Source organism: Aquirhabdus parva (genome assembly GCF_003351745.1).
Lineage (GTDB): Bacteria > Pseudomonadota > Gammaproteobacteria > Pseudomonadales > Moraxellaceae > Aquirhabdus > Aquirhabdus parva.
In genome coordinates this window covers 2974894-2994991 of the sequence record NZ_CP031222.1, presented here as the reverse complement: position 1 = coordinate 2994991, position 20098 = coordinate 2974894, and the positions used below count along the sequence as shown (strand labels likewise).

General features: G+C 47.6%; 21 protein-coding genes. 13 read left to right on the top strand and 8 right to left on the bottom strand.

All coding sequences use genetic code 11. The annotated features are described in order from the left end of the window. Positions 1 to 111: 111 nt before the first annotated feature. Positions 112 to 411 carry a hypothetical protein gene (locus HYN46_RS13450; RefSeq protein ID WP_114899858.1) on the bottom strand — a complete coding sequence of 100 codons (300 nt, stop codon included), beginning with the start codon at positions 409 to 411 and terminating at the stop codon, positions 112 to 114. Between the two features lie 350 nt (positions 412 to 761). Here HYN46_RS13450 and HYN46_RS13445 point away from each other — a divergent pair, with 350 nt between their 5' ends. Then, positions 762 to 2525 (top strand): peptide-N4-asparagine amidase, encoded by a 1764-nt coding sequence (locus HYN46_RS13445; protein WP_114899857.1) that lies wholly within the window; start codon positions 762 to 764, stop codon positions 2523 to 2525. A 142-nt stretch (positions 2526 to 2667) separates the two neighbouring features. On the opposite strand, the gene HYN46_RS13440 is transcribed toward HYN46_RS13445, so the two are convergent. The 4 genes from HYN46_RS13440 to HYN46_RS13425 all read right to left on the bottom strand — a co-directional run bounded on the left by HYN46_RS13440 (position 2668) and on the right by HYN46_RS13425 (position 4740). After that, positions 2668 to 3045 (bottom strand): hypothetical protein, encoded by a 378-nt coding sequence (locus tag HYN46_RS13440; protein WP_210009189.1) that lies wholly within the window; start codon positions 3043 to 3045, stop codon positions 2668 to 2670. Positions 3046 to 3146: 101 nt separating this feature from the next. Then, positions 3147 to 3575 carry an EVE domain-containing protein gene (locus HYN46_RS13435; protein WP_210009187.1) on the bottom strand — a complete coding sequence of 143 codons (429 nt, stop codon included), beginning with the start codon at positions 3573 to 3575 and terminating at the stop codon, positions 3147 to 3149. Continuing rightward, positions 3572 to 3943, bottom strand: a complete 372-nt coding sequence (locus tag HYN46_RS13430; RefSeq protein WP_114899855.1) for a VOC family protein — start codon at positions 3941 to 3943, stop codon at positions 3572 to 3574. The genes HYN46_RS13435 and HYN46_RS13430 overlap by 4 nt, the downstream gene beginning before the upstream one ends. A gap of 77 nt (positions 3944 to 4020) precedes the next feature. Further along, positions 4021 to 4740, bottom strand: coding sequence for a helix-turn-helix transcriptional regulator (locus HYN46_RS13425; protein WP_114899854.1), 720 nt, complete (start codon positions 4738 to 4740; stop codon positions 4021 to 4023). A 235-nt stretch (positions 4741 to 4975) separates the two neighbouring features. On the opposite strand from HYN46_RS13425, the gene HYN46_RS13420 reads away from it, so the two are divergent. The 5 genes from HYN46_RS13420 to HYN46_RS13400 all read left to right on the top strand — a co-directional run bounded on the left by HYN46_RS13420 (position 4976) and on the right by HYN46_RS13400 (position 8230). Continuing rightward, entirely contained in the window at positions 4976 to 5428 is a 453-nt protein-coding gene (locus HYN46_RS13420) for a MarR family winged helix-turn-helix transcriptional regulator (RefSeq protein ID WP_114899853.1), read from the top strand. Between the two features lie 40 nt (positions 5429 to 5468). Then, positions 5469 to 6023 carry an isochorismatase family protein gene (locus HYN46_RS13415; protein ID WP_114899852.1) on the top strand — a complete coding sequence of 185 codons (555 nt, stop codon included), beginning with the start codon at positions 5469 to 5471 and terminating at the stop codon, positions 6021 to 6023. Positions 6024 to 6025: 2 nt separating this feature from the next. After that, positions 6026 to 6355 carry a hypothetical protein gene (locus HYN46_RS13410; RefSeq protein WP_114899851.1) on the top strand — a complete coding sequence of 110 codons (330 nt, stop codon included), beginning with the start codon at positions 6026 to 6028 and terminating at the stop codon, positions 6353 to 6355. Next, on the top strand, positions 6352 to 7608 hold the full coding sequence (locus HYN46_RS13405; RefSeq protein ID WP_114899850.1) for an MFS transporter: 1257 nt from the start codon (positions 6352 to 6354) through the stop codon (positions 7606 to 7608). Before HYN46_RS13410 ends, HYN46_RS13405 begins: the two co-directional genes overlap by 4 nt. A gap of 136 nt (positions 7609 to 7744) precedes the next feature. Beyond that, positions 7745 to 8230, top strand: a complete 486-nt coding sequence (locus tag HYN46_RS13400; protein WP_114899849.1) for a hypothetical protein — start codon at positions 7745 to 7747, stop codon at positions 8228 to 8230. Between the two features lie 147 nt (positions 8231 to 8377). Here HYN46_RS13400 and HYN46_RS13395 read toward each other — a convergent pair whose 3' ends face one another. Next, positions 8378 to 10186: a hypothetical protein gene (locus HYN46_RS13395; RefSeq protein WP_114899848.1), complete on the bottom strand. Its 1809-nt coding sequence runs from the start codon at positions 10184 to 10186 to the stop codon at positions 8378 to 8380. Between the two features lie 499 nt (positions 10187 to 10685). Between HYN46_RS13395 and HYN46_RS13390 the strand changes: the two genes are divergently transcribed. From HYN46_RS13390 to HYN46_RS13360, 7 genes are all read left to right on the top strand, one after another. After that, the gene (locus HYN46_RS13390) at positions 10686 to 12275 is read left to right on the top strand and encodes a peptide chain release factor 3 (protein WP_114899847.1); all 1590 of its coding nucleotides are present in this window, start codon (positions 10686 to 10688) and stop codon (positions 12273 to 12275) included. A gap of 122 nt (positions 12276 to 12397) precedes the next feature. After that, entirely contained in the window at positions 12398 to 13024 is a 627-nt protein-coding gene (locus HYN46_RS13385) for a hypothetical protein (protein WP_114899846.1), read from the top strand. Positions 13025 to 13206: 182 nt separating this feature from the next. Beyond that, positions 13207 to 14052 carry an RsiV family protein gene (locus HYN46_RS13380; protein WP_114899845.1) on the top strand — a complete coding sequence of 282 codons (846 nt, stop codon included), beginning with the start codon at positions 13207 to 13209 and terminating at the stop codon, positions 14050 to 14052. A gap of 214 nt (positions 14053 to 14266) precedes the next feature. Further along, the gene (locus tag HYN46_RS13375) at positions 14267 to 15115 is read left to right on the top strand and encodes an RsiV family protein (RefSeq protein WP_114899844.1); all 849 of its coding nucleotides are present in this window, start codon (positions 14267 to 14269) and stop codon (positions 15113 to 15115) included. A 12-nt stretch (positions 15116 to 15127) separates the two neighbouring features. Then, complete coding sequence (locus tag HYN46_RS13370) at positions 15128 to 15976, top strand: TatD family hydrolase (RefSeq protein WP_114899843.1); 849 nt, start codon at positions 15128 to 15130, stop codon at positions 15974 to 15976. Further along, positions 15954 to 16757 carry a tRNA threonylcarbamoyladenosine dehydratase gene (locus HYN46_RS13365; RefSeq protein WP_114899842.1) on the top strand — a complete coding sequence of 268 codons (804 nt, stop codon included), beginning with the start codon at positions 15954 to 15956 and terminating at the stop codon, positions 16755 to 16757. The genes HYN46_RS13370 and HYN46_RS13365 overlap by 23 nt, the downstream gene beginning before the upstream one ends. A gap of 22 nt (positions 16758 to 16779) precedes the next feature. Then, positions 16780 to 17688: an ADP-ribosylglycohydrolase family protein gene (locus tag HYN46_RS13360; protein WP_114899841.1), complete on the top strand. Its 909-nt coding sequence runs from the start codon at positions 16780 to 16782 to the stop codon at positions 17686 to 17688. A 19-nt stretch (positions 17689 to 17707) separates the two neighbouring features. Here HYN46_RS13360 and HYN46_RS13355 read toward each other — a convergent pair whose 3' ends face one another. Then, the gene (locus tag HYN46_RS13355) at positions 17708 to 18223 is read right to left on the bottom strand and encodes a GNAT family N-acetyltransferase (RefSeq protein ID WP_114899840.1); all 516 of its coding nucleotides are present in this window, start codon (positions 18221 to 18223) and stop codon (positions 17708 to 17710) included. 147 nt (positions 18224 to 18370) lie between these two features. Continuing rightward, positions 18371 to 19549, bottom strand: coding sequence for an acetyl-CoA C-acyltransferase (locus tag HYN46_RS13350; protein WP_114899839.1), 1179 nt, complete (start codon positions 19547 to 19549; stop codon positions 18371 to 18373). Between the last annotated feature and the right edge of the window lie 549 nt (positions 19550 to 20098).

The following is a 20098-nucleotide window of genomic DNA, read 5'->3' as shown; positions in this document are numbered from 1 at the left end:
CATTTGCGTCACTGCGATGCAAGCCTAGTGTTTGGCTAGGCAATGCGGTAAATGGAGGTGGGGATTTTTTCTTTATGCGTGATTCGCGTTTGATAATAGCTGACAGTGTTTTTAAATCTCAAACCGCAACTGCACCGACTGCGATTCAATACCGAGCAGATAGCCAAGCCTGAGCCACGCGGCACGGCGCGCAGCAGGGATGTTATCGAAGTATTTGTTCTCAATCACAAACAGACAATCTTTCTTGGTGTAGTCTTCAGCGCACTTCTCAGCCACCATTAACCGATAGTTCTCAACCGACTTTCTTTTGCGCTCGGCAGGCGTCATCGCAAGACCAGTCGCAGGGCGTCCGCGCTTCTTGGGAATCGGTTCGAGCAGCTCTAAAGTCTTGGTATCGTAAATATCTTTCATGCGCTGTGAATAGTGTGACGATCACGTAAAAATAAAAAAATGATTTTCGTGATATTCACGCTTAATCGCAAGAGGGGAAATGCAATTAATTCATAAAAAATAAGCCTTAGGTCGTATTCGGAGCATTTGCCAGATCAGGACTTAAGCATTTTCAGTGTCTGCATCTTTACACGCGGAACAGGCGGAGCTCTGTGGCCTTCCAATGACAGCCTCCTGATTCATCAATACATTCGTATTTTCATATAACTAATGCAGATTTTATCTCCGTAATCAAATTCACTCTGGCATATAAATTGCCAGATAGAGAGGTATTGTTGACCGGTTGGTCTATTTATAAAGAGGAAAAATCAATGCGCAATCGACACACTATGTATTCTTATTACAAGCTCATTCCCATTGTCGTCATGGGTCTACTGTCAGCTTGTGGTGGAGGAAGTGGCAGTAATGATCTGTCCTATGCGTCAGACCGTGCCGTGGCAGGTGTGGTGGTTGGTAGTGGAAATGTGCTAGTTGCTGATCCAACTGTGACACGCCCAAGCACCACGCCATGCAGCGTTGATTTGTTCAAAAACATGACTTTTGCCAATTTTGATCCTAAGGCCATCAACTATGCGCCACCCAGTTGCCAAGGGCCATGGGCGAAAGTGGTTTTGGAAGCAGACTTCTCGGTGACCCAAGGCCGCCAGTTTGATCGGTCTGCCTATATCGATTTAGGTGGAGTCAATCTTTATACCGGTACTACTCAAGAGCCGTCGGCAACTGTTGCACCCAGTTGGCATGTCGAGCGGGATGTCACGGACTACTCGTCACTGTTTACCCAAAGTCAGCAGGGTCGGGTGGAGTTGGCCAATCTGGTCGATCAAACTTATACCGGAGTGATCACGGGCAGTGCCAAATTAGTCTTTTATCCTACCAGCCCTACAACGGTTGTACCGCCTACAGCTGATGCAATTTATGCGCTGTCATCAACAGGTGGTCAACATGTGGATGCCAAACAGGACAGTTTGAGTCAAACGTTGACCTTGCCGACAAACATCGTCAGGGCTTACTTGGATGTCTTGGCTCAAGGGCAGTCGGATGATGAGTTTTGGTATACCTGTGCGCCAGATGATTTGGCGACGCCTCTTTACACCTGTGGTCATACGCCATTTCGTGAGACCGAAGTCAGTATTGATGATCAACCTGCTGGCGTTGCCCCCGTCTTTCCGTGGATTTTTACCGGTGGTATTAGCCCTGCATTATGGCGGCCAACACCGGGCGTGCAGACATTGAACATGAAGCCTTATCGTGTAGATCTATCCCCTTTTGCGGGGATTTTGAGTGATGGCAAACCGCATAAAGTCTCAATCCGTGTGGCGAATGTCAGCTCATATTTCTTTGCGACCGCCACATTACTGATTTTCCGCGACCCAGTCCTCTCACAAGTGACTGGGGGAGTCATCAACAATACGCTAGACACTTCACTTGCGCCCAAGATCGACTCACAACTCACGTTTGATTCGGCAAACAATGCCAATGGTCAATTGTTGACGACCAGTCATAAAGACTTTGTGATCTCTGGCTTTATTAATAGCTCCAAAGGCTATGAGCAGTTGGATGTGAAGCAGACCGTGGATTTTAGCAATACCCAGAAGTTCACCGCGACCACGCAGGACTTTGTGCAGAGTAATGATGTGGATACCACCTCAACCGTCACCGCTGGGCGCAAAACGTTTTCCTTGCAGCGCAGCAGTCATTTCCCCTTGCACTTTAGCTATGCGGCTGATGGTTCCAAAACGGCTATCGGCATCGACTTTGCTGATCAATACACCCACATTCTCAGCAATGCAGGCAAGGTGGATTATCGCCGTCAACTGGATAATGCCATTAGTAGCCAAACCAGTAGTGCAGGCACACCTGTGGTTTCAACACGCCACAGCACCCAGCACTATGTGACTAGCGATAGCCTAGGGAGTTGTTTTGACCGTCGTGTGGAGGCGATTGATATGAAGGCGAGTCTGGCGCTGGATAAAGGGGGCTGTAGTGGCGTGCTATTGGATAAACCATGGCTGCATAACGTGCGACCCGATGCATCACAAGCCATCGTGAATGGCTTGTTGATACTGGCGAATTAAGTGGTCTAAGGCGTGAAGTTATTGTGGAGAATATTTCTGCAATAATTTCACGATTAACAGCTCTAAAGTCTTAGTGCTAGGATTGTTAAGTTGTTTCAGATTAAGGCAGTCATTATTCAATGTTTAATGGAGTGGGTGGACGTCAAAGTCGCCACCCAGATTTTGGTTGAATATGCAGTAAGAATTGATCAATGATCAATTGAAGATTATGTTGATCATCTTCAATTGAGGTTGAGTTATATTGACTTGTATTACGATTAACCCATGACTCTACGACATGGGCACCCATAGAGTCGAACATGAATTTTAAAGTAAAGATACAAAATCCAGTCCAGCTTCGATGAAAGAAAAGAGTGTTGTCTTGAAAATAGATAAACCATTTATCTTCCATTTCCTTTGGAATTACGCCAAGTATCATTTTTTCAATTTCGTCATTGCTATAAGACGCTGAAAAATTTAATTCCGTCCGCTCTTCGGGGAGTGGTTGAGTTTTCCACATTGATATTGTTGCTTGTACCATTGTACAGCTCTCAGAAATAAGTAAAGTTGCTCTTACTCATTATGTTTAATAAAACAGCATAAATAAATGCTAGATAATCAAAATTTACATCATACTTTTTTCTATTCAACAGTTAGTTTTACCTCCATCGCCTCCGCAATTACATTCGCATCGTGCTGACTGATCGCCAGAATCCCAAAGCGGAATTGATAGCCCCAATTGCGCTCGCCCATAGAGAAGTCCAGCACATCCAGCAAGGGATGAATGGGCGCTTCTGTTGCAGGCAACCACAGCACATTGCGTCGATACGGTACGAAGCCCCCACCCATATCAAAAGCATAAGGCTTCTCGTCTGTAACCATCCCGATCGCAGTAAAGGTCTGGAAGCGATCTTTACTGCCAAAGACTTCTGAAGGTGAGTAATAGATCACCCGATCATCAGGCTTGATGCGGCGTAGTGGCGCCGCCTTGCCATGACAGACTTGCATAAAGCCCCCAGCACGCCCACGTCGGACGTGCTCAGCCGATGCTACCGCGATCCAGTGGTTCATGATGCATTCGGCGCAAATACGCGTAGGCGATGACCATCTGGATCAACCGCCACAAAGGTATAGCCAAAATCCATCTCGGTGGGCACTTGGGCAATCTCAAGACCGCGTTGACGCCAAGACGCATATGTTGCATCGACCGCAGCATGATCGGTCTCGGGGATGATCAGTTCACCACCCGTACCAAAGTTGGTGATTGCTGGTTGCACATCATGCTTTGCCCACAGGCCAAACTTCAGACCTGATGGCAGGATAAATAGGGCAAACCCGGGGGACAGCTCTACAGGCTTTAAATCAAATAAATCTGCATAGAATGCGGCACTGGTTTCGGGTGCTTCGACGTACAAAATCACGAAATTAGGGCTGGTCATTTTTAAAGACTCCATATCAGAACTTGCATCAGTGGTAGAGAGGAGATGATTGTCATCTCTTGATCTCAACATCGATGCTAAGCTGACCTACTGTCAGATTCTGTCAGCAGTGAATCTTTAATGCCATTGAGCTTGCGCCATTCTTTAAGCAAAGCCTGTCGGCGGCGTGGATAGCGCTGATCAGTAATTTCCAGACTTGAGATGCGGTCAATACGGAAGTGACGGAAGCCTTCGCGCAGCTCGCACCACGCGGCGAGGATATGGACATGATCAAAAAAACCCAATACAAAAGGCCAGACCGTACGTACTGACTGCTGACCGTTTTGATCCTGATAGGTCATCGTGACTTTGCATTCAAAGCGAATGGCCTGACGAACAGGATACAGTTCAAGGTGACTGGTTTGCGGCGTCTGACTTGGACCCGCAAGCAGGGGCGCGGCATCCAGCGTGTTGCGCAGATCACTGGGGAGTACCGCCGATATTTTACTCAGTGCAATTCTCGCTGCCGCACTTAAGCGTTCATCACTGCGCTTGGTCACCCAACTGACACCCAGTACCAGTGCCTCAATCTCATCTTCCGAAAACATCAGCGGTGGGAGCATAAAACCCGGACGCAGTCGGTAGCCGATGCCCGGCTCACCGTCTATGTGCGCGCCTTGTTCTTGCAAGGTGGCGATATCCCGATACAGTGTACGCAGACTGATATCCAGTTGATTGGCCAAATGCGCGCCTGTCACCGGAAAGCGATGACCACGCAGAATCTGGATCAAATCAAGTAGGCGTTGGGCGCGGGACACGAGTCTGAATCTCTGTGAGATGGTGCGTCTATCATGCCAGTTAATGCTCAGAGTGCCTATCACCCAATTGAACGCTCTAAACCTCGACATGCACAGCCCTTTACTCATCGTTACACAGTCCTTTGAAATCTGGCTTGACGAGATCGGTTTATTTTATATACGATAAATAGGAAGTTTAACTTGGTAGTTAATCTTCCTATTTGCTGTTCCGTAATACAAAGACAAGGCGACACCGATGAGCAAGCAACCTGATGATTTGGATACCGAGCGTGCCTTAGAGATGGCGAGTGAGTTACGCATTACGATTGGCAAACTTAGACGGCTATTACGTGAGCAAGTCCATATCGGAAATCTGACGTGGTCTGAGGTTACCGTATTAGGTCGTTTGGAACGTGACGGCCCAGCCACCGTCACTGAGCTTGCCCGTGCTGAAGGGGTTCGTTCGCAATCCATGGGTGCAACTGTGGCTGCACTGGTTTCTGCGGGTTTAATTGTCGGAACCCCACATCCTAGGGATGGTCGGCAAACCATTCTGACTCTGACCGATGCTTGTCGTATTTTGGTCGCAGAGAACCGTGCGGTGCGCGATGACTGGTTGTTACACGCGATCCAAGCCAAATTGACCGCCAAAGAACAAACGCAACTGGCACAAGGTATCGCACTGCTCAAACGCTTAGCCGACGATTAAGTCCCCCGTTTTACATCCCTTACGCATACGAGGTATTCCCATGGCTTTTACTCAGCTTGATCCAAAGACTGCTTTAATTGTGATTGATCTGCAAAAAGGCATTGTCTCCCTCCCTGTGGTGCACGACCCCCTTGATGTGATCGCCAAGGCACGAGCAATTGCTGAGCAATTCCGCAGTCATCAGCTTCCTGTCATTCTTGTGAATGTTGCAGGGGGTGCCCCGGGACGTGCCGATCAGATGGCAAGGGGTGAGCGCCCCGCTGATTGGACGGATTTGGTGCCTGAACTCGCCGCACAGCCTGAAGATTTGCGCCTCACCAAACGCACATGGGGCGCATTTAGTACCGATTTGAATGCACATCTCAAAGGGCTTGGTGTGACGCAAGTGGTGATTGTGGGGATTGCCACCAGTATTGGTGTCGAGTCCACAGCCCGTCAGGCGCATGAGCTGGGTTATCACGTCAGCATTGTGACCGACGCCATCACCGACACGAATTTGGATGCACATCACAACAGTATCACTCGCATTTTCCCGCGTATTAGTGAGACGGGTTCAACGCAAGACTTGATCACGCTGCTCAAGGAGAGGGCGTAACCATGCCCATATCTCATGCGGTATCCTACTTCTTTGCTGGGGCATTCCTGACCAATTCCATCCCACATCTGGTGAGTGGCGTCATGGGTCGTCCTTTTCAGACTCCCTTTGCTACACCGCGCGGCGAGGGTCTTTCCTCATCGACAATGAATGTCTGGTGGGGCTTTTTTAATCTTGCTGTGGGTTATGTACTGATCAGCCGCGTAGGCAATTTTGACCTAAAGGCGACATCTGATGCACTGCTACTGGGTACAGGTGGCTTGTCGATAGCGCTATATCTGGCGCGTCATTTTGGTCGTTTTAATGGTGGGAATCTTTCCCAAAGCTCATGAGTGATTCTCAAACAGGCCTTTTTCGTTCGCTTGCGGGTCATAACTATCGGATCTGGGCAGGCGGGGCGCTGGTGTCCAATATCGGGACGTGGATGCAACGTGCTGCACAGGATTGGCTCGTACTGACAGAGCTGACGCATACCAACGCCACGGCACTTGGCATCGTCACGGCCCTTCAGTTTGGTCCGCAGATTCTACTGCTGCCGCTGACTGGCTATGCGGCGGATTATTTTGATCGACGCAAACTGTTATTTGTGACGCAAGCCTTGATGGGGCTGCTGTCCTTGGGACTCGGTCTGTTGACACTGACAGGACTTGTGCAGTTATGGCATGTCTATGTATTCGCTTTTCTGTTTGGCAGTGTCGTCGCTTTTGATGCCCCAGCGCGGCAGACTTTTGTCTCCGAGTTAGTCGGGGAAACCGATCTATCCAATGCCGTCGCGCTGAACTCCATGTCATTTAACTCTGCACGGATGATCGGTCCTGCGGTGGCAGGTCTCCTCATTGCGGGTGTGGGAACGGGCTGGGTCTTTTTGATCAATGCACTCTCATTTGCGGCAGTATTGGGCGCACTCTTTGTGCTGCGCGTACAGGAACTGCATCGTAAAGAAGTCACCGCACAGACACGTGGTAGCTTTGCCGATGGCTTTCGCTATATCTGGCAGCGCCCAGACCTAAAAGCCTTGCTATTCATGATTTTTCTGGTGGGCACCTTTGGACTGCATTTCCCGATTTTTATCTCGACCATGTCGGTCACGGTCTTTCATGTCGGCGCAAGTCACTATGGTCTTCTGACCTCGATCATGGCGGTCGGGTCGGTGACTGGTGCGTTGCTTGTCGCCAAGCGTGCCCGTATGCCCATCGCACTTTTGGGTGTGAGTGCGTTGATCTTTGGCATCGGTTTTACCCTAGCCGCATTCATGCCCAACTATTGGCTGTTTGCCGTGGTGCTCGTCATGATTGGGATTTCTGCTCAAGTCCTGACGACGGGATCGGTCAGTATCATCCAGCTCTCTACAGAACCTGCCATGCGTGGACGGGTGGTGGCGATACTGCTGGCGATTGCCTTTGGCGGCGCTCCGATAGGGGCGCCCATCGTGGGTTGGGTGGCGGATACTTTCGGGGCTCGTTGGGCACTGGGGATTGGGGCGGCGGCTGGGTTTGCGGGGGCGTTGACGGTGCTTACGTATCAGGTGAGGTATCGGCGTGAACGTGAGATAGATACTAAAGGGCTGCTTGCAGAACAAGAATGATGATAGCCATCACGAGATCAAGATCGTATTTTGGAAACCAGATTCAATACTCATTTCTTGTGATTTTAGATTTTTATATTGTATTTTCGTATCATTTTCTAGTATCTTTTAATAATATTAATTAGATAGTAAACATATGATGGAATTAAAAACTTTAGCTTTTGTGGGACTCATTTCTTCTTTACTTACTGGTTGCGATACTACACCTATATATAAAAATCCTACGGGTCAAAATACGGCGAAGTTTTATTTAAATAATCTCTCATCACGTCCTGTAGCATTACAGATTCATGATTCTAGTTATCAATGTAAAGGTCGGAATCTTGCTAAAGGAGAACCTGCAGGAAGTCGTTCAGTTGAGCCGATTTTGTTAGATACAACATTTGAAGTCGCCCTGAGTGCGGTCACAAGCGACGTTCATATAGGCTATGTTTCTTTATGCCAGCTTGGCTTTAGCTTTTTCCCAAAAACAGGTCACTCTTATGAGTTAAAAATGATTGATCCTCCTAAAAGAGATTCGTGTCTAGGAGGCATACGAGACCTAAGTGGGGAAAATGTCATTGTGCAACATAGACAGATGACGTCGGCACCATTCTTTGAGTCAGGAAGCTGGTGTGAGTAAAGAGGCTATGCTTTTGTAAGACGTTGATAGCCCATTTTTTGTGAGATGGTGAAATAAAGTAAAAAGTAGGTATCGTAACTTACGATACCTACCTAATAAATGAAAACTTAATATCGATAATTGATTTTAGAAACATGCTATTAAACGTTATTTCAACATCCAGCATCCATTAATGTAAGTTGCAATCACTGGTACGCCAGCTGTAGATGTGTAGTTATTGCAAATAGCCAATCCTGATGAACCCCCTGTTTGGAAGAGGATTGAATTCGGCGTAGCAATAGTAAGCTGGCGATTTTGCCAGCCTTGACGAATACCATTTACGGTTGCTGAGCCAGTCAAATTAATTGTTGAACTTGCTTTAGGGGCAATTATTGAGGCTGATGTAATATTGGGGATTATGTCGTCTACGCCTAAATTATCTTTGATGACATAACTGCTATCTACAAGGCTACCAAGATTCAATGGCTCTGTATTGGCACGAAGATCGTTGCCAGTAATAATACCGCCGCCGTTATTACTGACAATGGTTACTCCCGATGCCCCAGTTGATGCATAGCCATCACAAGTACCACCAATGACATTATTTCGTATTTGGAAGTTCTGAACACTGTCTTGAATGTAAACACCAGTTCTTGCCGAGTTATACCCACAAACTTGGCTATCAACGAGACTAAAATTGTTAACACTGCCAGCAACATCAATAGAGTTCCCTCCACCGCTGTTTCCTTCAGATCGATGAGAAACAAAATGAAGGCCATTAACTAGGCCTCCCGCTGAGTTTCTAATAATGATATTAGTTCCTCCGCTATTAGCAACGCCAGCATTTGAAGCCCAAGTGCCTGTAAATTGCAAGCCTTGAATTTTTGCAGTTGAATCGGCGGTATCAATAAATACGCCATTTAATTTGGGGGTATCTGAAAGAACGGTATCAACAAAGTTTCCCCAATCTACGTGCTGGTTCAACCCAGGGATGATCCATGTGTTATACCCCGCCGCACTTAAGATATCATTACGACCTACCCAGCACCCCCCGCAGTCCTCTATTCTCATACCAAAGCCAGTTCCGGATGCTTGTATCAATGAGTTGGTGATATGGGGATCGATAGTCCCTCCTTGTGTAGTCGTGTGCCCGATTCGTATTCCACCACAAGTGAAATCTGAACTTTGAGGAGGCATTCCCATGACCTGAATACGATTCAAAGAAACATTATTCCCGGCTACATCAAAGCCAATACAAGGACCAGCTATCAATACATCTTCAATTGCGGTAAGTGTTCCTAATGCAGATATCGCAGTTCCAGCAGTAGTAACGCCACCATTGCCAGCATAAATGAACACATTCTTGAGAATAGCCCCATTAGAAGTGGTTGCAAATGTTAAGATATTTTGATTGGCTGCACAGTTTACGAACCCAGAATTACTAATATTTTTTGTTGGGCCAATAATGGTTACTGATCCAGTAACGTTTAAATTAGAAACACAATAAGTATAATTTCCTAAATAAAGAGTTTTATTGCTTGACGCATTAATAGCATTTTGAACAGATGTACTATCGTCGGTTGCATAGGTATAAGGGGTGTTCGTCACCGTAGATTGTGCTGGATCAGCAATCGTAATATTTGTGGGACTGCTCACTGACACGATCTTAGAAAAAAAAGAGCCGTTAGAAGTTCCTGCGCCATTAATACCAATGGTTTTCCCAATGTCACCAGAAACAAAGCTCGCTGTCGTGCCCGTAAATGATGTACTACCGGATGTAATTGATCCTCCATTTGCGATAACAATACGGTCAGCTTTAGCACCAAAATCTTTTGGTGTGATCAGCCTACCAGTTAGACTTCCGATCGTGCTAGATACGCTGCCACCTGCTGGGATAGCCGTATCATTTGTAACGTCTGCTGCTAAAGTTAAACTTGATATAAGAAGTGCAGTGAGTCCAATAATAATTTTTTGCATGATTATCTATCCTTAATATTTGTTAGAAAAACATTAATACGCAACGTATATCCATAAAGTTGCACATTGATAATGTCATTTCTTTTTATAAAAATTTAATTAATTAGTAAGAATTGATTTCTTAATCAGCAAATATGGCGGATTAGAAAAGTAACTCTTGGAGGAGAGGGGAATCAAAAAAATTAAAAAGAAACTTCAAGGTGTCCTTGTGGAGTAGTGCCATGAATAGAAATACCGTTTTTAACGTTATTATTGAGTCTAGGTATTCTCTGATTAGCTTAAACCAGTATTTATATCAAATTTTTCTGTGAAGCAATAAGGTTTAAGCTGTTCTAGACGTGATGCATTTCCCTGCGGCGCCGATCATTGAATCTACAATTATGCAAATGACAAGTGCTATAATGCGCGACACTTTCATGCTGTCTACGACCTTAAATCTCGGGTAGCGTTTATAAAATTGATGTCCGCAGCCGGATATCATCATTGAAAACACCACATTATGAATCAACAAATCCTAGATGAAATAAGGGTTAGACGTACGTTTGCTATTATTTCTCACCCTGACGCGGGTAAGACCACCATCACAGAAAAACTGCTGCTGTGGGGCAAAGCCATCGCGATCGCAGGGACCGTCAAGAGCCGTAAGAGCGACCGCCATGCGACCTCCGACTGGATGGAGATGGAAAAAGAACGCGGAATCTCGATCACGACTTCCGTCATGCAGTTCCCGTATCGCGACCACATCATCAATCTGCTCGACACCCCGGGCCACGAAGACTTTAGTGAAGACACCTACCGCACTCTAACCGCCGTGGACTCAGCGCTGATGGTGATCGACGGTGCAAAGGGTGTGGAAGAGCGCACCATCAAGCTGATGGACGTGTGTCGTATGCGCGATACCCCGATCATCTCATTTGTAAACAAACTCGACCGTGAGATTCGCGAGCCGCTAGAACTGCTCGATGAAATCGAAAACGTGATGAAGATCAAATGTGTGCCGATCACTTGGCCACTGGGTAAAGGCCGTGATTTTGTCGGTGTGTATCATTTGGCGGAAGATCGTCTGTATATGTACAAACCGGGTCATGGCTCAGAAATTGTGGAAATTGAAACCCGCCAAGGTTACGACCATCCGGATATTCGTGAGCGCATGGGTCAAGAGTTTGCGCGTTTTGAAGAGTCGTTGGAGTTGGTGCAAGTCGCTAGTGATCCGCTCGATCTTGATTTGTTCCTTAGCGGTAAGCAAACCCCCGTACTGTTCGGGACTGCGCTCGGTAACTTCGGTGTGGATCAAGTGCTGAATGCCTTTGTCGATTGGGCACCCCGTCCAAAAGATCACCCGACGGTTGAGCGTACTGTTGAAGCCAGCGAGACCGGTTTTAGCGGTTTTGTGTTTAAGATCCAAGCCAACATGGACCCAAAACATCGTGACCGTATCGCCTTTATGCGCATTTGCTCAGGCAAATATGAAAAAGGCGTCAAGATGCAGCATGTCCGTGTCGGCAAAGAGATTCGTATTGCCGATGCGCTGACCTTCCTTGCGGGGGAGCGAGCGCATCTTGAAGAAGCATGGCCGGGCGATATCATCGGTCTGCATAACCACGGTACGATCCAGATTGGTGATACGTTTACCTCTGGTGAGAAGCTACACTTCACCGGAATTCCGCACTTTGCGCCTGAAATGTTCCGCCGCGTACGCTTGAAAGATCCGCTGAAATCCAAGCAATTGCAAAAAGGTTTGAAAGAGCTTTCGGAAGAGGGTGCAACGCAGGTCTTTATGCCGTTTAACTCTAACGACCTGATCTTGGGTGCGGTTGGGGTACTCCAGTTTGAAGTGGTCGCATTCCGCTTGAAAGAGGAATACAAGGTCGACTGCGTGTATGAGCCAATTACGATTTCGACCGTGCGTTGGGTATCATCTACCGATGAGCGAAAGTTTGAAGAGTTCAAGAAAAAAGCCCATGACCAATTGTCGCAAGACGGCGGTGGCTTCCTGACCTACCTTGCACCGAGTCGAGTGAACTTGCAGATCATGCAGGAGCGTTGGCCGGATATCCAGTTCCGCTCAACCCGTGAGCATCGCGAGTAATCGTTTAAGTGAGTTGATCATTTTTTCAAGGTTTCGCCGTTGGGGCGGAACCTTGAGTGTGGTATCGTGTATTGTTACTGTTTTATTTCAATAAATACTCCTCATAGAGCCAAGGATTGGTCATGTCTAAAGCGTTGTCGTGGTCTAGCATCGTTGTCGTTGTTCTGCTTTGTGGTTGTAGTAACTCAAAAGTTGCCAGTGATAGCAGCATTAGCGCTGCCGTCAAACACTATCTCAAAGAGGATGGTGCGCTGTGTCTAGGATTATCCAAGTGGCCTGTCGTTGTAGAGCCAGATGATTTAAAAATGATTCAGCGGTTCCCCAGCAGTATTGCAGGTCAAATGCAGGTGCTGGAGCAGGCAGGTCTGGTCTCCAGCATCAATGTCGCGCTCAAGAATGCAGACATCGGCGGCTCCAATATCGCAAAAAGTTATCAACTGACTGATTTAGGGCAAAAGTTCTATCGGGATGTTGGGCAGGATGTCAGTGGTGCTGTTCGTCCAGCCGACGTGTGCTTTGCCAGTCGCTCACTCAATCAATTGCTCAAGTGGGAACCCGCCCAAAATGGTCTGGGGCAGGAGGTCACCGCCACCTATTCCTATGATGTGGCCGATATTGCCGATTGGGCAAAAACACCTGCCTTTAAAGTCGCTTTTAAAAATGTTGCAGCACAGGCCTTTAACCCCACGCACGAGCAGCGCAGTGTGGTGCTGATGGATTCTGGCTGGCAGGTGAAAACAACCTCTTAAGGGAATTGGATCAGCACAGCATGGTCAGATGACATCGGTATGACATGACCTTGTGAATCAGGATGTTAAATCGCTCTCTGCTTACATAAGGTCACTAAAAAACATGCGGAGCAAAACGGTACAGATCGGCAAGTTGTTATAAGCTCACAGTTCGTATTTAGATTTTGACTGGGGAGGTGGCGATGAAAAAGCGCATATGGGTTGGGGTATTGATTGTCAGTAGCGGCATGATCTTGAGTGCCTGCGACAAGAAAAAATCCGACACCGATTCGTCATCTGCCGCCCAGCAGAAAACAGAAATACAGGGCAGTGCTCCAGCGTCTTCACCGGCACCCACAGCCACACCGCCGCTGACGGCAAAAGTAGAAAAAGCCCACTACACTTTAGCCGCCTGCCAAGGCGATCAATGTCCCAAAGTCGATATTCATCGTCTGGAAACCAACAATCCCTGGGTCAACCAGTTTTTAGATCATCAAATTCTGAAATTCAGTCAGGGCTTCTCCGAGAAACCCAGTGATCGCACCAGCCTTCAGCAGAACATCGATGCCTTTGTAAAAGTCTCCAATGAAGATGCGCAAGATGGCGGTATGGGCGTGCCGTACACCATGTCCATCAATGCCGAAGACATCGGACAGCGTGGGACCAATCTGGCGCAGTTTAAAGTCAGTGGCGATTACTACACCGGCGGCGCGCACGGCAGTGCGGTAAACAGTTATTTTGTATTGGATCTGGCTCAGCATAAACAGCTGCGGCTGGATGATCTGGTCATCAAAGGCCAAAAGCAAAAACTCTATGCAGTGGTCTATGCGGAGTTCACCCGTTGGGTGAAGGCCAGTGACCCTACTGCCAATCTCAAAGAATACGAATCGATGTGGAAGTTTAAGCTAACCCATAACTTCGCGCTTGACAAAAACGGCCTGACCTTCTACTACGGTCAATATGAGATCGGCCCTTATGTGGTGGGTATGCCGGAATTTACGATTCCCTACGCCAAATTAAGTGGCATCCTCAAACCTGAATATCTTTAAAACAGCATCAGACCTCCCTTGAGGCCTACGACCGATACCGTGCATTTCCTGTCGATGTGCACGGTATTTGCATTTAATCACTGGAACGCTCTTGAAGAGAGTTTTTTAGTGCGATAATTTACACAAGTTCATCAAAAGTAATTTGCGTAATAATTCTACACATCAATGATTTATTATAAGCTAGCGTCGGATAAATTTTGAGCAAGGCGGGTTTATGAAAGCGATACTGGGGATGGGTGTATTAATCGTCAGCGGTAGTTTTTTACTGACCGCATGTAGCACAGAGAAAACGGATAGCGTCCAACAAAACACAACTGTCATTCATGGGACGCCCGCAGTCAGTCAGGTGTCTGGGACAGCACTCTCGCCGCAATCATCAACCCAGTATTTTAAGGTGAAGTCAGAACAGGCGCATTACACCTTGCCCGCCTGCGAGGGCAAGCTCTGTCCAGACATCAGCATTCAGCGCTTAAACACCAGCGATGACTGGGTGAATCAATTTTTAGATCAAAAAATTCGGGGGCTCAGCCAAGGTTATGGCGAGTTCAATCCCGATTTAACGTTGCAGCAGATCGTTGATCGGGTCGTGGCGGGCTCCAATGAGAGTGTTCAAAAAGGCTGGGCAGGTGCCCCTTATACCTTGAAAGTTCAGGCAGAGAGCTTGGGTCCACGAGGGCTCCGTCTGCTGCAATTCAAGATCAACAGTAGTTTTTATACGGGCGGTGCGCATGGCGGCGCCATTAACCAATATTATTTACTCGATATCGTTCAGCAAAGACAAGTCCAACTGGATGACTTATTGATTGACGGGCAACGCCAATCCTTGCGCGACTTGGTCTACGATGCCTTCACGGCATGGGTGAAAAAGACCAGCCCTGAAACTGACCTGAAAACCTATGAGACAACATGGAAGTTTATTTTGACGCAGAATATCGAACTAAATCCTGCTGGATTGGTTTTTCATTACGGTCAATATGAAATCGGTCCCTATTCATCAGGCATGCCTGAATTCACTATCCCTTACGCCAAGTTGAGCGGTATCATCAAACCTGAATATCTCTAAAGCAGCTATGGTATGCCTCCTTGGTCATTGATCGATACCCACACCCACTTCGATGTTGAAGACTTCGATCATGATCGCTCGCAGCTTGCGGAGGAGGCATCGGCGCAAGGTGTCGAGGCGCTGATTTTGATTGGTTATGTGGCGCGTTATTTTGAGCGTCTCACCACCATTCATCACCAATTGAATGCACAGTCTCACAGTCCAGTATCCCTGCTTGCACCCGGTCTACATCCTTTTTATATCCAGCAGCATCAGAATGCTGATTTGATTCAATTGGATCAACTCCTGCGTGCAGAAACATGCATTGCGGTGGGGGAGATCGGCTTGGATACGTTCACCGCAGAGATGAAACTGCCTGCCGTCTATGAGCGGCAAAAAAACTTCTTTAGTCAGCAACTGGAAATCGCCAAAGCGCATGATCTGCCCGTACTGCTGCATATCCGCCGTGCGCATGCTGATAGCCTTGCGATCCTGAAGCAACATCGCTTTAAACGCGGCGGCATCGCCCATGCCTTTGGTGGGGGAATCGAGGAGGCCAAAGCGTTTATCAAACTCGGCTTTAAACTCGGTATCAATGGTCTCGTCACTGATCCCAATGCCAAGCGTTTGCGCACCGTGGTGCAAGCGGTGGGGGCGGAGCATTTGGTGCTAGAAACCGACTGTCCGGATATGACGCCGATCTGCTGCCGTGTCGCAGGCGAAGCGCATACTCGCAATACCCCGGTCAATCTGCCTGCGGTCTTGGACGAGTTAGTACAGTTACTCGGCATTGAAAAAAAGGCATTAGCCCAGATACTTTGGCACAATACGCAGCAATGTTTAGGGTTGAATTGGGAATATGGTCATAAAACACGCCACTGAAGTGAACACCCCTGATGTGGAGCAAGCGTCAGCTTTGGCGCAGGATGATCAGTACGATCGTCGCTTTGGCGGGGCGTCAAAAGTCTATGGTGATAAAGCCTTTGCCCAGTTTGAGCAGGCACATGTCATGGTTATTGGCATTGGCGGGGTTGGTTCGTGGGCGGTCGAGGCGCTGGCGCGTAGTGGCGTCGGTGAGCTGACTTTGGTGGATATGGATGTGCTTGTGGCGTCCAACATTAACCGCCAGCTTCCTGCACTGACCGAAACCTTTGGCTACGACAAGATTCGTGTTATGGCGGATCGTGCTCGCGCCATCAACCCACGCATCAAACTTAATCTGATTGATGACTTCCTGACACCGGATAACGTCAAAGACCTGCTGGCCAATAAGCCGAATGTGGTGCTGGACTGCATTGATGATGTCAAAGCCAAGATCGCCCTGATCTGGCATTGTCGCTTTAACAAGATTCCGCTGATTGTCTCAGGCGGCGCAGGCGGTAAGCTGGATCCGCTCAAGGTGCGCGTGGCTGATCTCTCCCAGACCGAACAAGACCCAATGCTGGCCAAGATTCGCCGTGAACTGCGCACCAATGGCATGTGCAAGAAGCCGAAAGAGAAGTTTGGCATTACCTGTATCTACTCGATTGATAATCCTTTTGTACCGGACTCCAGTTGCAACACAGGCGGTTTGCAGTGCGGTGGCTATGGTTCAGCGATGACCGTCACGTCGGTGTTTGGGATGGTGGCGGCGGCTGAGGTGTTGAAGCGGTTGGGGCGCTAATTGAATTGAAGGAAACAACCAGATGAACCCAGATCGATATCGCGGTTGTTTAGTGGGATTAGCTGTCGGCGATGCGGTGGGTACGGCTGTTGAGTTTATGCCACGCGGCACGTTCCCGCCTTTAACCGATATGATTGGTGGTGGTTATTTCAAGCTTGAAGCAGGGCAATGGACGGACGACACATCAATGGCGCTGTGCCTTGCCGAGAGTTTGATTCGAAATCAGGGTTTCGATGCCGCCGATCAAATGCGTCGTTATGTGAATTGGTATCGCTATGGTTATCTCAGTAGTACAGGCGAATGCTTTGATATCGGCATGACGGTGCAAAAGGCATTGATGGACTTTTTGCAAAGCGAAAATCCTTTTTCAGGCAGTGAAAATCCAAATAGTGCAGGCAATGGCTCGTTGATGCATTTAGCGCCTGTGGTACTGTATTTTTCTGCCCAGCCTGAACAGGCCATCCATTTTGCGCGTGAAAGTAGTCGTACCACGCATGGTGCGCCAGAGTGTTTGGATGCCTGTGCATTATTTACCATCTACCTATTACGGGCGCTGGCGGGCAAAAGTAAGGATGAGATTTTAGATGCGGTTACTGATGTGAATTTCAGCAGCCCGAAGATCATCGAAATTGCCGCAGGTCGCTATAAAACAAAATCGATCGAGATGATCAAAGGTTCAGGCTATATTGTCGAAAGCCTAGAGGCGGCGCTGTGGTGTTTTTATCATACTCAAAGTTTTGAGGCAGCGATCTTACAAGCGGCTAACCTTGGCGATGATGCGGATACGACTGCAGCAATATGCGGGCAATTAGCTGGGGCTTTTTATAGTGAGCGTCAGATCCCAGAGACGTGGCTTACGAAGTTATACGATTGCCGAGCCATTCAAGCCATGGCGGATTCGCTGTTGAGGGAAGGCGGAAACAGCCAATAAGCGATAAGCCGTCCTAGTTTCACAACTCCCGCATCATCGTCAATGACACCTGCTCAAACCCCTGCTGCTTAAAAAACGTATGCGCGCCATGGTTATTCACGCCACTTTCCAAGAATAAGCGTTGAACCCCCGCCGCTTTAAGTTGCCCGGCAATCCACGCGACCAGCTTTTTTCCCACACCAAGACCGCGCATGTGCGGAGACACGACGACATCATCAACTCTGGCAAATTTGGTATGCTCGAAACGACGATCAGGAAAGGAAATAATGACGAGTCCAATCAGTGCGCCCGAATCGTCTCGTGCTGTTGCGATGCTGGGTGTCGGGTCGTTGTTTACGATCAATGCTTCGATAAAATCATTTCTGATGAATTCAGAAATATTGCTATGCCATTCATTAGTCGTGATGGCTCTACCACTCTGCAGTTCTGAATGTGAAATATAAGCCGGGTTGATATGACTCACAAAAAAATGAGTCAACGTATCGATGAGATCTGGGTCAGCAGTTTGACACCACTCAATCACAAGGCTAGTCATGCCGATTTATGCTCTTCCATTGGGGTGTCGCTAATATACGGCGTGCGTATGTAAACGCTATAGCATTCTTGTTATTAATGATATTTTTGCATGAGACGAAAAAAACGAGCCATTCGGCTCGTTTTTTACTTTAGCGCGTTAAGCCGATTAAACCAACTCAATCGCGACCGCAGTGGCTTCACCGCCACCGATACACAATGCTGCGATCCCTTTTTTGCCGCCAGTACGCTTCAGTGCATGGATCAGGGTCAGGATGATGCGTGAACCGGTTGAGCCCACTGGATGACCGAGTGCACAGGCGCCACCGTTGATATTTACTTTTTCGGCATCGAGGCTGTATTTGTCGATAGCGGCCATGGTGACCATCGCAAATGCTTCGTTGATTTCCCACAGATCCACATCACTGGCTGCCCAACCGGTTTTTTGCAGAACTTTAGCAATTGCGCCCACTGGAGCAATCGTGAATTCGCTTGGGTGTTGTGAGTTCGATGCCGTGGCAAGGATACGTGCTAGCGGGGTCAAGCCTTTTTCTTTCGCGGTGGATTCGCGGGTCAGAACCAGTGCTGATGAACCATCGCTGATGGAGCTCGCGTTAGCTGCAGTAATCGTACCGTCTTTGGCAAAAGCAGGCTTTAATGTAGGAATTTTGTCGAGTTTGGCATTCAGTGGTTGTTCATCTTGAACCACTTCTACATCACCTGCACGACCTTTTACAGTCACAGGTACGATTTCATCTTTAAAGTAGCCTTCATTGATTGCCGTTTGCGCGCGCTTTAGTGAGCGAATCGCAAAGTCATCCATTTGTTCACGGGTATAGCTCAAGGTGTTTGCCATGTCTTGAGCAAAAGAACCCATCAGGCGACCGGTTTCAGCATCTTCCAAGCCATCCAGGAACATATGGTCTTTGACTTCACCATGACCCATACGCAGGCCAGTACGTGCTTTAGGCAGGATGTACGGTGCATTGCTCATGGATTCCATGCCACCCGCAACCACGATGTCTGCACTGCCTGCAGCCAGCATGTCTGCGGCTTGCATGACGGCTTTCATGCCTGAACCACAGAGTTTGTTGATCGTCACGGCACCAGTCGTATCTGGTAAGCCTGCTTTACGCATTGCCTGGCGCGCAGGGCCTTGCTTTAAACCACCTGGGAGTACGCAGCCCATGATCACTTCTTGAATATCGGTTGGTTGCAGGCCAGCACGGCTGACTGCTTCGCGAATCGCAGTTGCACCCAGTTCTGGCGCGGTAACATTGGCAAATACGCCTTGAAAACCACCCATAGCAGTACGTGCACCGCCAACGATTACGATAGATTCACTCATGAGAGCTCCAGATGATGACTATGAAAGTTTGGAATAATTAATAGATGCAAACACTTTAGATTAAATCTGCACAACAAAAGAAGAAATAAATAGTAGTTACATCGCCGTGAACTTAACGGGCGTAATGATACAAAATCTACACGCACGCTGTCGCTATACATTTTGACTGACGAGGTCATGATGGAGTCAATAATAGGCGATATCAAGGTGCTTAAATAGGCGATATCAAGGTGCTTATGAGGGGAGTTTAATCATAGAAGACTGATAAAGTAATTCGCTAAGATTATGATGATTCTGTTAAAAGTGTGTATTGATTGGCTTTTGGTAGATGTTTATTTCGTAAAAAAATGAGAGCTGCTGTATTATTGTTCAGTAATTTTGGGGTGGTTTAAAAAAATGTCGCTTTGAGGCAAAAAATGACAGGTCTAACGTATTTATTTTGTACATTGTGACGTTTCACGTCGGTAAATTTAAGCATTTCGTCGGTAAAAATGCTTAAAAATTAGGCGTATTTGAGGTTAAAGTGGTAAGTTGATGCTCATACAATGT

Excerpts from the sequence above, each read along its gene's own strand:
- HYN46_RS13380 (WP_114899845.1), top strand. The coding sequence starts at position 13,207 with ATGAAAAAGCGCATATGGGTTGGGGTATTGATTGTCAGTAGCGGCATG.
- HYN46_RS13410 (WP_114899851.1), top strand. The coding sequence starts at position 6,026 with ATGCCCATATCTCATGCGGTATCCTACTTCTTTGCTGGGGCATTCCTG.
- HYN46_RS13390 (WP_114899847.1), top strand. The coding sequence starts at position 10,686 with ATGAATCAACAAATCCTAGATGAAATAAGGGTTAGACGTACGTTTGCT.
- HYN46_RS13365 (WP_114899842.1), top strand. The coding sequence starts at position 15,954 with ATGGTCATAAAACACGCCACTGAAGTGAACACCCCTGATGTGGAGCAA.
- HYN46_RS13430 (WP_114899855.1), bottom strand. The coding sequence starts at position 3,943 with ATGACCAGCCCTAATTTCGTGATTTTGTACGTCGAAGCACCCGAAACC.
- HYN46_RS13355 (WP_114899840.1), bottom strand. The coding sequence starts at position 18,223 with ATGACTAGCCTTGTGATTGAGTGGTGTCAAACTGCTGACCCAGATCTC.
- HYN46_RS13350 (WP_114899839.1), bottom strand. The coding sequence starts at position 19,549 with ATGAGTGAATCTATCGTAATCGTTGGCGGTGCACGTACTGCTATGGGT.
- HYN46_RS13370 (WP_114899843.1), top strand. The coding sequence starts at position 15,128 with ATGCCTCCTTGGTCATTGATCGATACCCACACCCACTTCGATGTTGAA.
- HYN46_RS13415 (WP_114899852.1), top strand. The coding sequence starts at position 5,469 with ATGGCTTTTACTCAGCTTGATCCAAAGACTGCTTTAATTGTGATTGAT.
- HYN46_RS13445 (WP_114899857.1), top strand. The coding sequence starts at position 762 with ATGCGCAATCGACACACTATGTATTCTTATTACAAGCTCATTCCCATT.
- HYN46_RS13440 (WP_210009189.1), bottom strand. The coding sequence starts at position 3,045 with ATGGTACAAGCAACAATATCAATGTGGAAAACTCAACCACTCCCCGAA.
- HYN46_RS13375 (WP_114899844.1), top strand. The coding sequence starts at position 14,267 with ATGAAAGCGATACTGGGGATGGGTGTATTAATCGTCAGCGGTAGTTTT.
- HYN46_RS13420 (WP_114899853.1), top strand. The coding sequence starts at position 4,976 with ATGAGCAAGCAACCTGATGATTTGGATACCGAGCGTGCCTTAGAGATG.
- HYN46_RS13405 (WP_114899850.1), top strand. The coding sequence starts at position 6,352 with ATGAGTGATTCTCAAACAGGCCTTTTTCGTTCGCTTGCGGGTCATAAC.
- HYN46_RS13360 (WP_114899841.1), top strand. The coding sequence starts at position 16,780 with ATGAACCCAGATCGATATCGCGGTTGTTTAGTGGGATTAGCTGTCGGC.
- HYN46_RS13395 (WP_114899848.1), bottom strand. The coding sequence starts at position 10,186 with ATGCAAAAAATTATTATTGGACTCACTGCACTTCTTATATCAAGTTTA.
- HYN46_RS13435 (WP_210009187.1), bottom strand. The coding sequence starts at position 3,575 with ATGAACCACTGGATCGCGGTAGCATCGGCTGAGCACGTCCGACGTGGG.
- HYN46_RS13385 (WP_114899846.1), top strand. The coding sequence starts at position 12,398 with ATGTCTAAAGCGTTGTCGTGGTCTAGCATCGTTGTCGTTGTTCTGCTT.
- HYN46_RS13400 (WP_114899849.1), top strand. The coding sequence starts at position 7,745 with ATGATGGAATTAAAAACTTTAGCTTTTGTGGGACTCATTTCTTCTTTA.
- HYN46_RS13450 (WP_114899858.1), bottom strand. The coding sequence starts at position 411 with ATGAAAGATATTTACGATACCAAGACTTTAGAGCTGCTCGAACCGATT.